The organism is Actinomadura sp. K4S16 (assembly GCF_008327685.1).
Classification (GTDB): Bacteria; Actinomycetota; Actinomycetes; order Streptosporangiales; family Streptosporangiaceae; genus Spirillospora.
Map to the genome: position 1 here is coordinate 338,498 of NZ_BDDE01000016.1, position 15,988 is coordinate 354,485.

The 15,988-nt window shown below is 71.5% G+C and carries 17 protein-coding genes; 8 read left to right on the forward strand and 9 right to left on the reverse strand.

Features of this window, described 5'->3' with window-relative positions; genetic code table 11:
- Position 1: 1 nt before the first annotated feature.
- Positions 2 to 2,149 carry a trehalase family glycosidase gene (locus K4S16_RS25415; RefSeq protein ID WP_149261530.1) on the forward strand — a complete coding sequence of 716 codons (2,148 nt, stop codon included), beginning with the start codon at positions 2 to 4 and terminating at the stop codon, positions 2,147 to 2,149.
- 58 nt (positions 2,150 to 2,207) lie between these two features.
- On the opposite strand, the gene K4S16_RS25420 is transcribed toward K4S16_RS25415, so the two are convergent.
- A complete protein-coding gene (locus K4S16_RS25420; RefSeq protein ID WP_149261531.1) occupies positions 2,208 to 3,062 on the reverse strand; it encodes an SAM-dependent methyltransferase in 855 nt (284 codons plus the stop codon).
- A 290-nt stretch (positions 3,063 to 3,352) separates the two neighbouring features.
- On the opposite strand from K4S16_RS25420, the gene K4S16_RS45180 reads away from it, so the two are divergent.
- Together K4S16_RS45180 and K4S16_RS25425 are read left to right on the forward strand one after the other, a co-directional pair.
- Positions 3,353 to 3,517: a hypothetical protein gene (locus K4S16_RS45180; RefSeq protein WP_200842102.1), complete on the forward strand. Its 165-nt coding sequence runs from the start codon at positions 3,353 to 3,355 to the stop codon at positions 3,515 to 3,517.
- Positions 3,514 to 4,242: a peptidoglycan-binding protein gene (locus tag K4S16_RS25425; RefSeq protein WP_149261532.1), complete on the forward strand. Its 729-nt coding sequence runs from the start codon at positions 3,514 to 3,516 to the stop codon at positions 4,240 to 4,242. Before K4S16_RS45180 ends, K4S16_RS25425 begins: the two co-directional genes overlap by 4 nt.
- Before the next feature lie 70 nt (positions 4,243 to 4,312).
- Here K4S16_RS25425 and K4S16_RS25430 read toward each other — a convergent pair whose 3' ends face one another.
- The 7 genes from K4S16_RS25430 to K4S16_RS25460 form a co-directional block, all read right to left on the reverse strand.
- A complete protein-coding gene (locus tag K4S16_RS25430; protein ID WP_149261533.1) occupies positions 4,313 to 5,005 on the reverse strand; it encodes an alpha/beta hydrolase in 693 nt (230 codons plus the stop codon).
- An 89-nt stretch (positions 5,006 to 5,094) separates the two neighbouring features.
- Positions 5,095 to 6,582, reverse strand: a complete 1,488-nt coding sequence (locus tag K4S16_RS25435) for an FAD-binding protein (protein WP_149261534.1) — start codon at positions 6,580 to 6,582, stop codon at positions 5,095 to 5,097.
- 56 nt (positions 6,583 to 6,638) lie between these two features.
- Positions 6,639 to 7,376, reverse strand: a complete 738-nt coding sequence (locus tag K4S16_RS25440; protein ID WP_149261535.1) for a glucose 1-dehydrogenase — start codon at positions 7,374 to 7,376, stop codon at positions 6,639 to 6,641.
- 27 nt (positions 7,377 to 7,403) lie between these two features.
- A complete protein-coding gene (locus tag K4S16_RS25445; RefSeq protein ID WP_149261536.1) occupies positions 7,404 to 8,501 on the reverse strand; it encodes a diacylglycerol kinase in 1,098 nt (365 codons plus the stop codon).
- Complete coding sequence (locus K4S16_RS25450) at positions 8,498 to 9,145, reverse strand: nuclear transport factor 2 family protein (RefSeq protein WP_200842103.1); 648 nt, start codon at positions 9,143 to 9,145, stop codon at positions 8,498 to 8,500. The genes K4S16_RS25445 and K4S16_RS25450 overlap by 4 nt, the downstream gene beginning before the upstream one ends.
- Before the next feature lie 9 nt (positions 9,146 to 9,154).
- Positions 9,155 to 9,352 carry a ferredoxin gene (locus K4S16_RS25455; protein ID WP_149261537.1) on the reverse strand — a complete coding sequence of 66 codons (198 nt, stop codon included), beginning with the start codon at positions 9,350 to 9,352 and terminating at the stop codon, positions 9,155 to 9,157.
- Between the two features lie 5 nt (positions 9,353 to 9,357).
- Entirely contained in the window at positions 9,358 to 10,752 is a 1,395-nt protein-coding gene (locus tag K4S16_RS25460; RefSeq protein WP_305790875.1) for a cytochrome P450, read from the reverse strand.
- Between the two features lie 223 nt (positions 10,753 to 10,975).
- Between K4S16_RS25460 and K4S16_RS25465 the strand changes: the two genes are divergently transcribed.
- From K4S16_RS25465 to K4S16_RS25475, 3 genes are all read left to right on the forward strand, one after another.
- Positions 10,976 to 11,821, forward strand: a complete 846-nt coding sequence (locus tag K4S16_RS25465) for an LLM class F420-dependent oxidoreductase (RefSeq protein ID WP_149261538.1) — start codon at positions 10,976 to 10,978, stop codon at positions 11,819 to 11,821.
- Between the two features lie 106 nt (positions 11,822 to 11,927).
- Positions 11,928 to 13,178 (forward strand): hypothetical protein, encoded by a 1,251-nt coding sequence (locus K4S16_RS25470; RefSeq protein ID WP_149261539.1) that lies wholly within the window; start codon positions 11,928 to 11,930, stop codon positions 13,176 to 13,178.
- Between the two features lie 214 nt (positions 13,179 to 13,392).
- Positions 13,393 to 13,677 carry an SHOCT domain-containing protein gene (locus tag K4S16_RS25475; protein ID WP_235037071.1) on the forward strand — a complete coding sequence of 95 codons (285 nt, stop codon included), beginning with the start codon at positions 13,393 to 13,395 and terminating at the stop codon, positions 13,675 to 13,677.
- Between the two features lie 63 nt (positions 13,678 to 13,740).
- On the opposite strand, the gene K4S16_RS25480 is transcribed toward K4S16_RS25475, so the two are convergent.
- Complete coding sequence (locus K4S16_RS25480; protein WP_149261540.1) at positions 13,741 to 14,019, reverse strand: hypothetical protein; 279 nt, start codon at positions 14,017 to 14,019, stop codon at positions 13,741 to 13,743.
- Positions 14,020 to 14,312: 293 nt separating this feature from the next.
- On the opposite strand from K4S16_RS25480, the gene K4S16_RS25485 reads away from it, so the two are divergent.
- Positions 14,313 to 14,582: a hypothetical protein gene (locus K4S16_RS25485; protein ID WP_149261541.1), complete on the forward strand. Its 270-nt coding sequence runs from the start codon at positions 14,313 to 14,315 to the stop codon at positions 14,580 to 14,582.
- 245 nt (positions 14,583 to 14,827) lie between these two features.
- Positions 14,828 to 15,922, forward strand: a complete 1,095-nt coding sequence (locus tag K4S16_RS25490; protein WP_160161024.1) for a Clp protease N-terminal domain-containing protein — start codon at positions 14,828 to 14,830, stop codon at positions 15,920 to 15,922.
- Positions 15,923 to 15,988 lie beyond the last annotated feature (66 nt).

Genomic DNA, 15,988 nt, shown 5'->3' on the forward strand with positions numbered 1-15,988 from the left:
CATGCAACGATCGCGCAACGTCCTGGCCGGGCTGACGCTCGGCTCCGCCCTCATCACCACCGCCGTGCCGGCGTCCGCCGCGGAGACCACGGGCCCGGAAGGCTACGCCGACGTGCTCGACATGCACGGCGTCCCGGCCAACGCCCTGCCCGCGGAGGTCAACGAGGTCAACGTGTTCAGCGACCGCGGCGCCTGGCACGCCTACGCCCTGCCAGGGCCAGGCGACAAGGACGCGTACGGCGGATTCTCCGGGCCGCTCTACATCGCCCAGGAGTACCCGTGGTGGCTGAGCAAGGCCTTCAGCCGCATCAGCCTGCGCGTGGACGGCCGGGACCTCGACCTCGGCGCCGCCGGCGCGCCCCGGCTCACCGCGCTGCCCGGGATGCTGCGCCAGGTCTACGACCTCCCCGGCCTGCGGCTCACCCTCGAACTGCGCTTCGCCTCCGGGCACAGCGCGCTCGTCCGGGCGTCCGTCGCCAACACCGGGTCCGGCACCCGGACGGTGGAGGTCGGCTGGAGCGGATCGCTCCTGCGCCCGGACGACGAGCCGATGAAGAGCGCGCCGTCCCTGGGCGCCACGCCGCGCGGAGTCGAGGTCGGCTTCGCCCGCGTCCGCGAGCAGTGGGACTACCTCACCGACGGCACCGAGCGGTTCGAGGTGACCCACGCCGAGCCGGTCCGCACCACCGTCACCGGCGACTCCTACCGCACCGGCCTGGTGCGGCCGCTCACCCTCGCGCCGCGCGGCTCGTCCACGCTGACCTGGGCCGAGACCTACACCTTCACCGCCGCCGAACGCGAGCGGGAGGCCCGGTTCGTCCGCGACCTGCTGCGCCGCCCCGGTAAGGCGATCGGCGACACCGACGCCCGCTGGCGCCGGTACGTCGCGGACGTCACCGACGGCGTGCCCGCCGGGCGGCGGCGCCTCGCGGTCAAGGCGCTCGAAACCCTCGTCACCAACTGGCGCGGCCCGGCCGGGAGGCTCGAACACGGCGGCGTCACGCCGTCGATCTCCTACAAGTGGTTCACCGGCGGCTTCTGGGCCTGGGACACCTGGAAGCAGGCGGTCGGCGTGGCCCGTTTCGACCCGGCGCTCGCCGAGTCGCAGATCAGGTCGATGTTCGACCACCAGGTCACCGCGGCCTCGCGGACCCGGCCGCAGGACGCCGGCATGATCCCCGACTGCCTCTTCTACAACGACCCGGCCCGCGGGGGCGGCAACTGGAACGAGCGCAACACCAAGCCCCCGCTGGCCGCGTGGGCGGTCTGGGAGACGTACCGGCGAAGCGGCGACGTCCGGTTCCTGCGCGAGATGTACCCGAAGCTCCTCGCCTACCACGACTGGTGGTACCGCAACCGGGACCACGACCACGACGGCCTCGCCGAGTACGGCGCGACCGTCGACCCGGCCAACGACACGCCGGAGGCCCGGCGGCAGGCAGCCGCGTGGGAAAGCGGCATGGACAACGCCCCGCGCTTCGACGCCGCGCTCGGCACCACCGCCGTGGAGAACCGGGACGCCGCCGGACGGGTCGTCGGCTACTCGCTGAACCAGGAGTCCGTCGACCTCAACTCCTACCTCGCCGCCGAGAAGGGGTACCTCGCGGCGATCGCGCGGCGGTTCGGCGACCGGGCGGCGTCCCGGCGCCTGACCGCGCAGGCGCGGACGCTGACCGCCGCGATCCGGACGGCGATGTACGACCCGGCGACCGGCTTCTTCTACGACACCGACCTCGCGTCGGGCCGGCGCCTCACCGACCGGGGCCGCGGCATCGAGGGCGCGATCCCGCTGTGGGCGGGCGTCGCGACGGGCCCGCAGGCCGCCGCCGTCCGCGGCAGGCTCATCGATCCGGACGAGTTCGCCACCCCGATGCCGTTCGCGACGGTGTCGAAGAGCTCGCCGTACTTCGCCCCGGAGAAGTACTGGCGCGGCCCCGTCTGGCTCGACCAGGCCTACTTCTCCCTGAAGGGCCTGGAGAGGTACGGCTACCGCGCCGACGCGTCCGCTCTGGCCGACCGCCTGCGCGGCTCGGCGTCGGGCCTGCTCGGAGACGGACCGATCATGGAGAACTACAACCCGCTGACGGGCGCCCCGCTGAACTCGACCAACTTCAGCTGGTCCGCCGCCCTGCTGCTGGCCCTGGACTGAGACGACCGGGCCCGGCCACCCGCGCGGGTGGCCGGGCCCGGTCGTTCTCCGCCGGCGTTCAGGGCTTGCGGAGGACGCCGCCGTACTCGCAGAAGTCGCGTCCCATCTTGGAGGCCCCGACGAAAGGGGTGAGCTCCTCCGGGACGGGGGGCAGGGGCGGCTGGTCGGGGTCGGGCCGCCACTGCATCAGGTTGACCAGGCCGGGCTCGACCGGCTCCAGGCCGTCGCTCAGGAGCGCGTCGACCTCGTCGCGGTTGCGGTTCTGCCACGGGATGCCGGCCGCGCTCATCCGGGCGTCCAGGTCAGCGGCGCGGTCGGGGTCGGAGCACACGATCTGGGAGAACGCGAGGTGGCTGCCGGGCACCGCCCGGTCCATGACCGTGCGGATGATCCCGCGCGGGTCGTCGGCGTCGGTCAGGTGGTGGCCGACCGACAGGAACAGCACCGCCAGCGGCTCGTCGAAGTCGATCAGGCGCTCGACCTCGGGCTCGGCCAGGATGGCCTGCGTATCGCGGAAGTCGGCGGTGATGACGACGGTGGACCCGTCGCCGCCCAGCAGGGCGCGGGCGTGCGCGAGCACGATGGGGTCGTGGTCGACGTAGACGACGCGGGCGTCCGGCGCGAACCGCTGGGCGACCTGGTGCACGTTGTTGTCGGTCGGCAGCCCGCACCCCATGTCCAGGAACTGCCGGATCCCGGCCTCGGCCGCCAGGTAGCGCACCGCCCGGTACAGGAACAGCCGGTTCTGCCGGGTGATGTCGATCGACTCGGGGAAGGCCGGCGCGGTCTTCAACGCGAAGTCGCGGTCGACCTGGTAGTTGTCCTTGCCGCCCAGCGCCCACCCGTACACCCGGGCGGACGCCGGGACGTCGTCGCGGATCTGGACGATCGATTCGTGCTCGTTGCCTGCCACCCTGCGCTCCCGCTCTCCCAGAGGTAGTCCGCTCACCGTAGCCGGACGCCGGGCCGCCGAAGGCACGCTTGCGATCTTTGGCCGCCGCCCCGTCCGCGCGGGCCGGCGCCGGGCCGTGGACGAGCGCAAGAACTGCTGGTCAGGCCACAGGTCTGTCCCTGATCGGCTGGATGGGAACGGCCCCGCCCAGCCGCAGACTCGAGGTAGCGGACGGTGCCGGGAGCGTCACCGCCGCCGCGCCCGGCGGCCCAGCGAAGCCGGATGCACGCGAACGAACCAGGAGGACCCCCATGAACCAGGAGATAGAGCACATGGACGAGGTGGACGTCCACCCCGCCGTCCACGCCCCCACCGAGCCCGACGAGCGGGAGGTCCTCGAAAGGCTCTACGGCCCGCCGGACCGCGACGGGTTCTTCCGCGGCCCGCCGGTCGGCGAGGAGGGGAAGGAGCGATGACCGCGGTGAAGATGGTCGCCGAGGCCCGCAGCACGATCGGCATGTCCGGGCGGCCGAACCCCATCACCCGGGAGTACGCCTCAAGGCACGGCGACGAGTACCTCCGCGCGGGCTGGTGCGACATGGCCGTCACCTACTGGGCGCGGCACAGCGGGAACGCCAAGGCCGTCCTGCCGGCGGGGGACCGCGCCTACACCGTGTGGCACGCGCGGGACTTCCAGAGGATCGGGCGCTGGCACAGCGGGACGGTCGAGAACGTGAACGCCGCGAAGCCCGGCGACATCGTGTTCTTCGACTGGGGCGGCACCGACGACATATCGGCGATCGACCATGTCGGCCTGGTCGAGTTCTCGCTCGGCGGCGGGCGGCTGCAAGCGATCGAGGGCAACACCGACGACGCCGTGAAGCGCCGCATCCGCGGCGCCGCCGACATCGCCGGCTACGGCCGGCCCGCCTACGACGACGACTGGACGGAGAAGATGGTGAGGAACCTCCCGATGCTGGCCAGAGGTGACACCGGCGAGGACGTGGAGACGGTGCAGGGGCTGCTGCTGGCGCGCAGCCACCCCGAGGTCTCCATCAGCGGCACGTTCGACGCCACGACCGAGGCGGCCGTGAAGGCGGTGCAGCGGTGGGGCCGCGTCGACGACGACGGGATCGTCGGCCCGCTGACCTGGCCCGTCCTGCTGCGCGTGTCCGACCCCCTGGAACCAGGGGCCAGATGAGCCGCCGCGAACGACCGGCCGCCCCGTGACCGGACCGGGGTTCAGCGCGGCCCCGGCGACCGTGCCGTGATCACGGGGAGGCGCTCGCCCGGGGGGCGCCGTGGAGGCCCTGCTCGGCGGCGTAGGCCTCAAGGCGGTCGGCTAGTTCGCGGGGTCGGCTCAGCGCGGGTGTGTGCCCGCCGTCGATCTCGTCGGGGGTGACGCCCAGGCGCTCGCGGGCGACGCGGCGCAGGTAGCCGGCGGGGAACAGGCGGTCGTCGCGGCAGATCAGCACCCGCGTGGGGACGTCGGGCCAGGCCCGCAGCGGCGACGGTTCCCCCATGCGGGCCTCGGACTGGGCCCGCGACCGCCGCATCGCCTCCTCCGCGAGCTCCGCCGGGACGTCCTGGTAGAACACGGCGACGGTGCCGTCGTGGCTCTCCCGCTCCTCCTGGCCGTATCGCGTGTTGGCCCAGTAGTCGCCGGGCGGCTCTCCGGGCGCCGGGATCATGGGCGCGACCAGGACGAGCAGCCGAACCGCCGCCCGGCCGCAGACGAGCGGGGCCGTGAAGCCGCCGAACGACTGCGCGACCAGGACCAGATCGGTCCGGTCGCCGACCGCTTCGACCACGGTGTCGGCGTACTCGACCAGGCCGGCCGAGTCGTCGTCGCAGGGGAGGTCCGGCGAGACGGCCTCGTGCCCGCGCGCACGCAGTTCGGCTTCGACCAGATGCCAGTACCAGCCGACATCGCCGGCGCCGTGGACCAGGACAAAGGTGGCCACCCTGCCTCCCGCTGCTCGGATGCCGAGAGGTTAGGCGACGGCGCCGACATTCTCGGCCGCCTCCGGCAGCGGAGCGACCCGTCTCGCCTTCATCGCGCTGTGCCGCGCCCCCGTGCGGCGGCGGCGAGCCCGGCCCTGCGTCCGAAGAACGACCCCTCGCCGAGCTGGGTGCCCGAACAGTAACCGGCGCCGTCCTGCGCGATGTTGGACGCGCAGGCTCCGGCCGCGTAGAGCCCGCCGATGACCGACCCGTCCCCCCGCCGCACCTCGCCGTCCACCGTCGTGGCCATGCCGCCGAGCGTGAAGCCGGCGTAGAGGGCGGTGCCGAGGGTGAGGTCGTAGACGCCCCAGGGGCCGTTGGTCTGCGGCGCCAGCCAGTCGGGGTGCTTGTGGAAGTCGGGGTCCTCGCCTCGCGCGGCGTACTCGTTGTACCGCGCCATCGTCGCGGCGAGCGAGCCGGAGGGGAGCCCCAGGCCCGCCTCCATCTCCTCGATCGTCTCGTAGCCGTCCTTCAACACCACCAGGGGCATCCGCTGCTCCTCCATGTGGTCGCTGTCGGCGATCAGGTAGGCGGCGGCGTCCGGCTGCTTGAGGACGAAGTACGACGTGCGCGCGTGGTAGCCGTCCTCGGCCGCGAACCGCTCGCCGCGCTTGTTGACGATGAGGCCTTTCACCAGTGAGGACGGCGGGTAGAAGGGCGCGGTGATGAACGGCTCGTCCATGTGCTCCAGCGCGGCTCCGGCCGACTGCCCCAACCGGATGCCGAGGCCGTCGTCATAGGTGCTGCCCAGCGTGAACAGCTTCTCGCCGAGCGCCGGCGTGTAGGCCGCGACCATGTCCGGGTTCATCACGAAGCCGCCGGCCGCGAGCACCACCGCGCCGCACGCGAGGACCCCGGACCGGTCGAAGTTCCTCCAGGCGACGCCGGTGACCGCGCCGCCGCCGTCGACCACCAGGTTGGTCGCGCCGGTCTCGTAGCGGACCTCGGCCCCGGCCTCCTCGACCCGGTCGCGCAGCAGGTCCATGACCATCTTCGTGCCGTCGGTGTCGCCGGGCACCGGCACCTTGTGCCCCCGGGGCGCCGGGCGGATCTCCTCGCGGAACGGCCACACCTTCTCGTTGCCGGTGAACATCAGGCCCTCGGTCCCGGGCTGGATCACCGCCTTGCCGGGGAAGTAGGACCGCTCGAACTCGAAGCCCAGCGCCTCCAGCCAATCGAAGTGGGCGACCGATCCCTCGCAGTAGGCCCGGATCTTCCGCTCGTCGGGGTCCTTGGAGGTCGCCGTCAGGTAGCGCGCCATCGCCTCGACCGAGTCCTCCTGACCGGTGGCGCGCTGCACCGCGGTGCCGCCGCCGAGGTAGAAGTGCCCGCCGGACATGCTCGACGTGCCGCCGTGGACGGCGGCCCGCTCCAGCAGCAGCACCCGGGCCCCCGAGCGCGCGGCCTCCAGTGCGGCGCACCCGCCGGCGATCCCGAACCCCACCACCACGACGTCGAACCGCTCGGCGTCCTCAGGGAGATCCGCGGCGGGGACGACCTGGGGGACGGCCAGTCCGGGGGAGGTATGTGAGTTCATCGGTCCGTCTCTGGTCTCTCGGTCCGGTCGGACGGCGGCGGAGCGCCTGCCGCGCGTCAGCTCTTGTGCGGGATCTGCTGGACGGTGCCTCCGTCGACGACGAACTCCGAGCCGGTGGCGAAGGACGACTCGTCGCTGGCGAGGAAGACGACGAAGGAGGCGACGTCCTCGGGGAGGCCGGGGCGTCCGAGCGGGATCGGGACCATGTCGTCGGGGATGCCCTCGGTGAGCGGCGTCCGGATCAGCCCGGGGTGCAGCGAGTTGACCCGGACGCCGTGCGGGGCGAGCTCCACGGCGACCGACTTGGTCAGGCCGCGCAGCCCCCACTTCGAGGCCACGTAGCCGTGCGCCCAGGAGGTGCCGCGCAGGCCCTCGATGGAGGAGTTGTTGATGATCGACCCGCCCCCGGCGGCGATCAGCGCGTCGGCGGCCGCGCGGATGCCGAGGAACGGGCCGGTGAGGTTGACGTCGATGATCTGCTGCCACTTCTCCGTGCCGAACCGCTGGATCGCCGCGCCGTTGGCGATCCCCGCGTTGTTGAACAGCACGTGCAGCGCGCCGAACTCGTGGACGGCGGTCTCGACGGCCGCCGTCCAGTCCTCGGCGCTTGTCACGTCGAGGTGGACGTAGCGGCCCGCGTCGCCCAGTTCGTCCGCGACGGCCTTGCCCTCCTCGTCGAGGAGGTCGCCGATCACGACCCGGGCGCCCTCGGCGGCCAGGGCCCGGGCGCTGGCCGCGCCGATGCCGCGGGCGCCCCCGCTGATCAGGGCGACCTTCCCGTCCACACGTCCCATCGCTCGTGCCCTTTCCGTCGGGGGTGTCTAGTCGGCCAGTGCCGTCGCGAAGACGCCGCGGGCGGTGCCGAACGGCAGGTCGAGCGGCGTCCGCAGGCCCGGCGGCGCCGCGACGACCTCGGGGATCGCGTTGACGATGCGCCCGGCGCCCGCGGCGATCGCGGCGTAGTTGTGGTCGCCCTTGGCGCTGGTCGGGCAGACGTCGACGCGGTAGGACGGTTCGCCGACGATTTCGAGCCGGTAGGAGCCGCCGTCCTGCGCCGGCTGCGGCCAGTCGGGGCGCAGGTCGCCGCGGAGCCTGGTCGTGTGGTCGACGACGAGGACCTCCCTGCCGCGGGCGACGCCCCGGATCTGGAACCGCACGGCCGCCATCCCGCCCGCGGGGATGTGCCCGGCGGCCACGTCGAACGCCTCCGGCGCCGGCTCCCGCTCGTGCCACTCGGTGATCTCGTCGAGTTCGAAGCCGAAACCGCGGGCCAGCATCCGGAGGCTGACGCCCCACGACGCGGCGAGCATCCCCGGCCGCAGGATCTTCGGCAGGTCCGTCAGGGGGCGGCCGAAGCCCATGAAGTCGAACAGGACCGGACCGCCGTCGTAGGTGGCGTAGTCGGCGATCTCCGAGCAGACGACCTTCTCCACCCGCTGGCAGGTGCTGGCGATCGCGAAGGGCAGCAGGTCGTTGACCCAGCCGGGGTCCACGCCGGTGACGAAGAGGCTCGTCCCGCCCGCCTGGCAGGCGTCCTCGACGGGACGGATCATGCGGTCCGGCAGCAGCCCCCAGGGGTAGATCAGCGGCACCGGCGAGGAGGCGACGATGTCGCTGCCCGCGGCGAGGATCGTCCCGATGTCGGAAAGGGCGCCGGACAACCGGGTCTCGCCGATCGCGCAGTAGACGGTGCAGTCCGGCTTGGCGGCGAGCGCCGCCTCCAGGTCGGCGGTGGCCGCGACCCCCGTGACCACGTCGAGGCCGGCGAGCTCGCCGGCGTCCCGCCCGACCTTCTCGGGATTCGACACGACCAGCCCGACCAGCTCGAAGCGGGGGTCCTCGATGAGCTGCCCCAGGGCGATGCGGCCGACGTTGCCGGTGGCCACGTGCAGGACGCGGACGGCCGCGGGACCGGTCACCGCGCCGCCTCCGGAGAGCCTCCAGGCTCCTGGGTGAGGTGGTCGCCGCGCTCGACCGGCGGCGGCCACAGCGTCGAGGTCAGCTCGTCGTAGTGGTAGTGGCCGGGGACGCCGTGCCCGGCCACCTTCATCCGCTTCAGCAGGGTCTCGGGCGCCTTGCCGGACTCGATGATCTGCATGAACGTGTGGGCGGTCGAGGGCATGTCGAACCAGTCGCGCTGCCAGGCGATCTTGATCTGGCCGGCGTCGGGCCCCTCGGCCCGCCGCGCCACGCCGAACCAGGAGCCGCCGATCCCGAGGACCTCGTACTCCCGGCCCGTCTCGTCGTTGACGATCCCCGAGCGCTGCTTCCAGAAGCCGACGATCATCGCCTTCTTCTCGTCGATCACGGTGGCCTGGTAGTCGTAGTGCCAGCCGTCGAGGCCGTCCATCTCGATGCCGATCGCCCAGTCCCGGATCTGGTCGCGGCCGACGGCCATGAAGTGCTCGTCGGGGCCGTACATCCAGCCGTAGGTCGCGTCCTCGGCGTAGGACTCGGCCAGCACGCGCCAGTCGCCGGTCCGCTCGGCCTCGCGGTTGGCCGCCAGCCAGGAGTCCCAGAACTCCTCGATCTCGGCGCGGGTCAGGTCGCTGGAGTCGCTCACGTCGTTTCCTCAATCCTCTTCGAGAGAGAGCGCGAAGGCGGGGCAGTACTTCACGGCCGTCGCCACGTCCTTGCGGCGCGACTCGTCCGGACGCTCGACGAGGACCTCGACCACGTCGTTCCCGGCGTCGAAACCGAACACGTCGGGGGCCTCCAGTTGGCAGAGCTGGTGCCCCTGGCACACGCTCGTGTCGGCGACCACGCGCATCGGCCTCACCTTCCCTCGCGCCGGCGGTACCTGACCCGGCAGGGCTGCCGGAGCTGGATCACCATCTTGGACGTGTCGTCCCGGTAGGAGTCCAGGGGCTCGACGGGCTCGAACGAGAAGTCGCGCAGGACGACGGAGAAGATCGCCTTCATCTGCATCATCGCGAACGCGTTGCCGACGCAGCGGTGCCTTCCGGCGCCGAACGGGATCCAGCTCCAGCGGTTCTGCAGGTCCTCCTGCCGGGGGTCGATGTAGCGGCCCGGGTCGAAGTCCCCGGCCTTCGGGAAGTCGGCCTCGATCCGGTTGGAGACCCGCGGGGACGCCGCGATCAGCGTCCCGGCGGGGACGGTGCTGCCGAGCACGTCGAACTCCTCGCGGACCAGCCGCATCAGGATGATCAGCGGCGGGTGCAGGCGCAGGGTCTCCTTCAGCACCGATTCCAGTACGGGGATCGACCTCAGCGCCTGGAAGGACACCTCGGTCCCGTCGGCGTAGAGCGCGTCGAGCTCCGCGGCCACGTCGGCGAGGATCTCCGGGTGGCGCAGGAGCTCGATCATCGCCCAGGACGCGGTGCCGCTGGTGGTGTGGTGCCCGGCGAACATCATCGAGATGAAGATGCCGGTGATGTAGTCGGCGCTCATGTCCAGCGAGATGAGGACGTCGAGCAGGTCGCGCTGGTCCCTGGGCACCTTGCCCCGCCGCTTGCGCCGGTCGATGATCCCCCCGACCAGGGCGACCAGTTCCTTGCGGGCCTCGTCCCGCCGCCGGAAGCTGTCGATCTCCGCGTACGCGTCGACGTAGGCGATGGCGTCGGTGCCGCGTTCGAGCTCGTGGTAGTGGTGTGCGAACGAGCTGTCGAGCTCGTCGCGGAACGGCTTGCCGATCAGGCACGCCGAGGTGGTGTAGATGGTCAGCTCGGCGAAGAAGTCGAGGAGGTCGATCTCCCCCTCGTCGCCCCAGTCGGCGACCATGCGGCGGATCTCCGCCTCGATGGTCTGCGCGTGGCCGCGCATCATGTCGCCGCGCAGCGCCTGGTTCTTCAGCATCTGCTGGCGCTCTTCCGGGGACGCGTCGAAGACGACGCCCTTACCGAAGATCGGCGTCATGAACGGGTACGCGGCGGCCTGGTCGAGCAGGCCGTCCGGGGCCCGGAAGAACACCTCGTTCGCCTCGGCCCCGCTGACCATCACGACGTCCTTGTCGGCGAGCCGGAAGCGCCCGACGTCCCCGCACTCCTCGCGTACGCGGTGGAACAGCCCGATCGGGTCGACCCGCATCTCCGGCAGGTGCCCCGTGCCCCGGATGATCTCGGGGACCTCGGGACTCCGGTCGTCCAGGGCCATGCTCACCTCGGGGATCGCGGCGAGCGGCCCGCTCCCCCCGGTCTCGGCAGCAGTCATGACTTCTCTCCACGGGTGTGCACGCCCGGGGGCGCGGCTGCGTGCAAAGGGAATAGAACGCGTTACCGAGTATCGGCGCGTTCGCTGGTCACCTGACTGGACATGTGTCCACCTTAGACGCCGACTGCGCGACCCGGCAAGAGTCCGCGGCATCCGGGCAGGCGTCCGGACACCTGTCCAGTCACTCTTCCAGATTAAGTGGAACGCGTTCTACTATGACGCCATGCGCAACGGAGTCGTGCTCTTCACCTCGGACCGCGGCATCACGCCGGCCGCCCTCGCGAAGGCCGCGGAGGAGCGCGGCTTCGACACCTTCTACGTGCCCGAGCACACCCACATCCCGGTGCGCCGCGAGGCGCTGCACCCCACCGGCGGCGAGGCGCTGCCCGACGACCGCTACCTGCGCACCCTCGACCCGTGGGTGTCGCTGGCGACCGCCGCCGCGGTCACCGGGCGGATCGGCCTGGCGACCGCGGTCTCGCTGCCGGTGGAGTCCGACCCGATCACCCTCGCCAAGACGCTCGCGACGCTCGACCACCTGTCCGGCGGCCGGCTGACCATCGGCGCCGGCTTCGGCTGGAACACCGACGAGCTGGCCGACCACCACGTCCCCGCGGGGAGGCGGCGCACCGTCCTCAAGGAGTACCTGGAGGCGATGCGCGCCCTGTGGACCGAGGAGGAGGCCTCCTACGACGGCGAGTTCGTGTCTTTCGGGCCGAGCTGGGCCTACCCGAAGCCGCCGCAGGGCCGCATCCCGGTGATCATCGGCGCCGGGGGCGGCCCCAAGACCATGAAGTGGATCGCCCGCAACGCCGACGGCTGGATGACCACCCCGACCGACACCGGCATCGCCGCGAAGGCCGACCTCCTGCGCAAGGAGTGGGCCGAGGCCGACCGGGCGGGCGAGCCCGACGTGCGGATCCTCGTCGCCAAGAAGCCCGCGCCCGAGGACTTCGCCGACTGGGAGGCCGCCGGAGCCTCCGAACTGATCTGGGGCGTACCGGACGCCGACGAGGCGACGGTGGTCAAGTACCTGGACAGGACGGCCGCGCGGCTCGGCCTGGCCTAGCAGCCGGTAGCACGCGGCACGCGGCCCCGTCCCGCCAGACGCACCGGGCGCCGTCCGTCGCGCCTTCCGCAACCTCCGCCCGACCGAAGACCAAGGAGATCCGCAGATGGCCCACCCGCCGGGCCGGTACGCCGGCCTGACCCGCGAGGAGCTCGCGGTCGTCGTCCCCGAACTGCTCCTGATCGGGCAGCTCATCGACCGCTCCGGGATGGCGTGGTGCATCTCCGCCTTCGGAAGGGAGGAGATGGCGCGGATCGCGATCGAGGAGTGGGCGGCATCGAGCCCGATCTACACGAGGCGGATGCAGCGGGCCCTCGGCTACGCGCCCGAGGTGCCCGGACGAGGCGACGTCCCGACCATCTTCAAGGGCCTCCAACTCGACATCGGCGCTCCGCCCCAGTTCATGGACTTCCGCTACACCGTGCACGACCGGTGGCACGGCGAGTTCCACCTCGACCACTGCGGCGCCCTCATGGACGTGGAGCCGATGGGCGACGACTACGTCCGGTCCATGTGCCACGACATCGAGGACCCCACCTTCGACGCGACCGCGGTCGCGACCAACCCGAAGGCCCAGGTGCGGCCGATCCACCGGCCGCCCCGCCGCCCCGCCGACCGGCACCCCCACTGCGCGTGGACGGTGATCATCGACGAGTCGTACCCGGACGCGCAGGGCATCCCGCTCCTCGCCGACAACGAGCGCTCCCGCGCCGCGACCCTCGGCCTCGCGCCGATCGACCCGGCCGACGACGGGCTCGCCGACTACTCCGGCCCCCTGCTCTCCGACCTCGACTTCGCCGCCTTCTCCCGTTCCGCCCTGGCCCGGATCGCCGACGAGGTCTGCCTGCAGATGCACCTGCTCAACCGGGCCTTCACGCTCTCCGTGGCCAAGCGCGCCGCCGACGCCACGGAACTGCTCCGCATCCGCCGCAAGCAGCTCGCAGGCATCGCTGGAATCGCCGCGGAACGGCTCCTCCGAGCCTTGGACCTGCCGCGCGGCGCGGAGGGAGCGGCCCGCCTACTCGCGCTGCACCCGATCCTCAATCCCGCGGCCTACGTCTATGCCGACCTCGACGGTGTGAAGGTCGTCGTCCGTCCATCCCCGGCGCATGAGGACGGCGCCTGGATCTCCCTGTGCGGCCCCCAGTGGACGACCGCGCTCCAGACCGTCGTCCGCGCCGTGGACCCCCATCTCGACGTCGAGGTCACCGGCCTCGGCACTCAGGAGTGGCGGGCGACCGTCGTCCGCCGCGACCAGCCGGCACCGGAGGCCGACGAGGTCGCCGTCGTCCGCTTCAGCACCGGCGCCGCCTTCACCTTCCAGCCCCGCCGCTCACTGCCGATCACCCCCGTCTGACACCACCTCCCACCGACTCGACGTAGGCCGGAGCCCGCCCCCGAGTTGGAGTGAACGCCTCCGCAGAAGGACCTTCGACCCTCCCGAACGCCGACTTTGGCCGCTGCCGATCACCCTTTTCGCGGGAGCACCGTGGAGACGTCCCACCAGAAGGCACGAGCCGAACCGCGCGAGGAGCGACACGGCCCGCCCTGGGAAGAAGGAGGGGGCCACGATGATGTACGGCGATCACATGAACGGCTGGGGCTACGGCTTCATGACCGTCGGCATGCTGCTGTTCTGGGCCCTGCTGATCCTCACGATCATCCTCGTGGTCCGCTACCTCCCCGGCAAGGACCACCGACCGCCCCCGCCGCCCCCGCGGTCTCCGCAGCCTCCGGCCGAGGGCGCCGAACAGATCCTGGCCGAACGCTTCGCCCGCGGCGAGATCGACGAGAAGGAGTACCGCCACCGCCTCGCCGTCCTCCGAAACGACACCACCCCGACCCCGAACCCCTGACAGACACCCACCGAGCGGCCACGGGAAGCCGTTCGGAAAATACGGTGCACGTGCCCGGGTCCCTCAGGCCAGCAGTGGGTTAATGACGCTGTAGAGGCCTTCGACCAGTTCGGGGCGGTCGTGAAGCACCTCCTCCAAGACCACCCGCCAGTACCCGGCTTCTTTGTAGTAGGCGTCTTCCCGCTGAAGCCGGAGGCGGGTTTCGAGCAATCGCGCTTCGAAGCCCGGCCCAAGGCATCGGCCGACCTCACCGCTCATCCACCAGCACAGATCGCTTCCGGCGGCCGTCACCAGAACGCGCGCGGCATCGAACGCCACCCGTTGCGGGCTCACGGCGGTCATGGCACAAAGCTACGATCAGCCGTTCGCCCTGTCGATCGCCCCCCGAATTCGGTCAGCCCCGTTCTGCGGCAGTGGCGCGCCCCCTTGCGGCAAGTCGCAGGAACGGAGCCGGCAGATGCCCGCCCCTGCGCAGGACCGCACAGCAGTCGCACTGCTGACGAGCGAAGTCCGGCCCCCGCCGCAACTCGGCGAACGTCCTCGCCGCGGGACACAGAAAGGCTCGCGGCTTACAAGGAGGAAACGTCTGCCTCCCCAGGATGGAACGGAACCGAGCCAAGGGGAAGGTGATTCACGTGAAAATGCTCGCCAGAGTGTTGGGCGCCTCGGCGGCCGCCGCCGTCTGTCTGACCACGGGAACCGTGGTGCCGGCCACCCCGGCGGATGCCAGTACGGGTAAGTGCATCGATTACCTCGAATCATACGGCTGGGTGGCCAATTCCAAGATGCTGAAGGCCTGCCAAGTAGGCGCCAAGGGCGACACCAAGCAATGCATGGCCAAGCTGATGGGCCAGTACGTGCCCAAATCGATGGCAGCCGCGGCCTGCATCCGGGCGAAGAACTAGCAGCGAAACAAAAGGACGGCGGCCGAAACCGGCCAATCGCCGCAGATGTTGGCGGCCTTTGGTTCTCCCCGACGAGAGTAACGTGTTCTGTCAGTGTCGGGAGAAGCCTTTACCGAACGGACGGCAGAGATGCGTCCTCACTCCTTCGCCGCGCCCTCTCCTCCCCGTGAACGGCGACTCCGGCATGGGCGATGGCCAGGGGATACGGCGTCGGAGTGCGGGCCCGTCGCGGATGCGGGCGCACCGTGAAGATCCTGACGAAGATTGTCGTCGGCTGGAAAATCGGCAAGGGGAACAAGGCGTCCCAGCGCGGCGACCACGATCGCGCGTTCACGTTCTACCGCTCCGCCATAGGGAAGGCTTCCGGCTCGGGCTATGCCGCGGGTGAGATCCTCGCCCGGCTCGCATTGGTGACCGAGTTGGAGGAAACGGGCGCCCCGGGCGAGCTCTCGGTGCCGGAACTGGAACGTCTCGTCGCCCTCTCCAGGACCACCGACCGGGTACCGATGCTCGGTCGTACCGCCCGGATACGGATGGAGGCCCTGGAGGCGCTGGTCGGCTGCGCCGTCGAGAGCGGCGATCGGTCGGTGGAGGGCGAGCGGCGTGCCGCTCTCGCCGAAGCGGCCGAAGAACTGGGGGAACGCGGTCCCTGGATCGATGCGCTCCGCGGGCTGGGCACTTTTTGGGCCGCGGACGACGCGCCCCGGAGCGCCGCCTGCTTCGAACGGGCGCTCGAGGTGTGCGCGCTGGTGGCCGACAAGGCCCGCGAGGCGGAAGTACTCGGCGCCTGGTCCGTCGCCGCCATGGAGCAAGGGGACCACGACCGGGCCGGTGAGCTCGCCGAGCGGTCGATGGAACTGCAGCGCAGGACCGGTACACGCGCTGCGGTAGGGACCTCTTTCGCCCGCTTCGACGACTCCGCGCGACGGGCGGTGGTGCGCGCGAAGGAATCGGCCGCCGAAGTCTCGGCGCCTGCCATCCAGGTCGAGCACCTGCTGCACGCGCTGCTCCAGGACGACGTCGGCCCCTGCCCGGCCGTCTTCCAAGCGCTGGGAGCGGACCAGGCCGAACTGATCGCCGCCGCGGCCGCCGACCGGGGGCGGGGAGACGCCCCGTCCCCCGCGCCGCTGCCGTTCTCCGATGCCACCCGTGCCGTCCTGCGGCGGGCCGATCGGATGGCCGAACAATTCGAGAGCGTCCTCATCTCGACCGCTCACATGCTCCTCGCGCTGCTGGACGTCATCGAAGGCAAGTCCCCGCAGCTGCTGGCCGCACGCGGGATCGGCCTCGCGGAACTGCGCAAGGCGGTGGAGCAGTGCTCTGCGACGCGAGCGGACTAGGGGCCGCCGGCCCAGGAGGACCGAGGAGAGTGCGATGACGGGGCTCTTGACGTTGGTCTCTGTCGT

What these genes read in the sequence shown, in the direction of transcription:
- K4S16_RS25460 (WP_305790875.1), bottom strand. Translation starts at nt 10,752, where the DNA reads ATGACTGCTGCCGAGACCGGGGGGAGCGGGCCGCTCGCCGCGATCCCC.
- K4S16_RS45180 (WP_200842102.1), top strand. Translation starts at nt 3,353, where the DNA reads ATGAACCAGGAGATAGAGCACATGGACGAGGTGGACGTCCACCCCGCC.
- K4S16_RS25475 (WP_235037071.1), top strand. Translation starts at nt 13,393, where the DNA reads ATGATGTACGGCGATCACATGAACGGCTGGGGCTACGGCTTCATGACC.
- K4S16_RS25480 (WP_149261540.1), bottom strand. Translation starts at nt 14,019, where the DNA reads ATGACCGCCGTGAGCCCGCAACGGGTGGCGTTCGATGCCGCGCGCGTT.
- K4S16_RS25470 (WP_149261539.1), top strand. Translation starts at nt 11,928, where the DNA reads ATGGCCCACCCGCCGGGCCGGTACGCCGGCCTGACCCGCGAGGAGCTC.
- K4S16_RS25435 (WP_149261534.1), bottom strand. Translation starts at nt 6,582, where the DNA reads ATGAACTCACATACCTCCCCCGGACTGGCCGTCCCCCAGGTCGTCCCC.
- K4S16_RS25425 (WP_149261532.1), top strand. Translation starts at nt 3,514, where the DNA reads ATGACCGCGGTGAAGATGGTCGCCGAGGCCCGCAGCACGATCGGCATG.
- K4S16_RS25465 (WP_149261538.1), top strand. Translation starts at nt 10,976, where the DNA reads ATGCGCAACGGAGTCGTGCTCTTCACCTCGGACCGCGGCATCACGCCG.
- K4S16_RS25440 (WP_149261535.1), bottom strand. Translation starts at nt 7,376, where the DNA reads ATGGGACGTGTGGACGGGAAGGTCGCCCTGATCAGCGGGGGCGCCCGC.
- K4S16_RS25415 (WP_149261530.1), top strand. Translation starts at nt 2, where the DNA reads ATGCAACGATCGCGCAACGTCCTGGCCGGGCTGACGCTCGGCTCCGCC.
- K4S16_RS25455 (WP_149261537.1), bottom strand. Translation starts at nt 9,352, where the DNA reads ATGCGCGTGGTCGCCGACACGAGCGTGTGCCAGGGGCACCAGCTCTGC.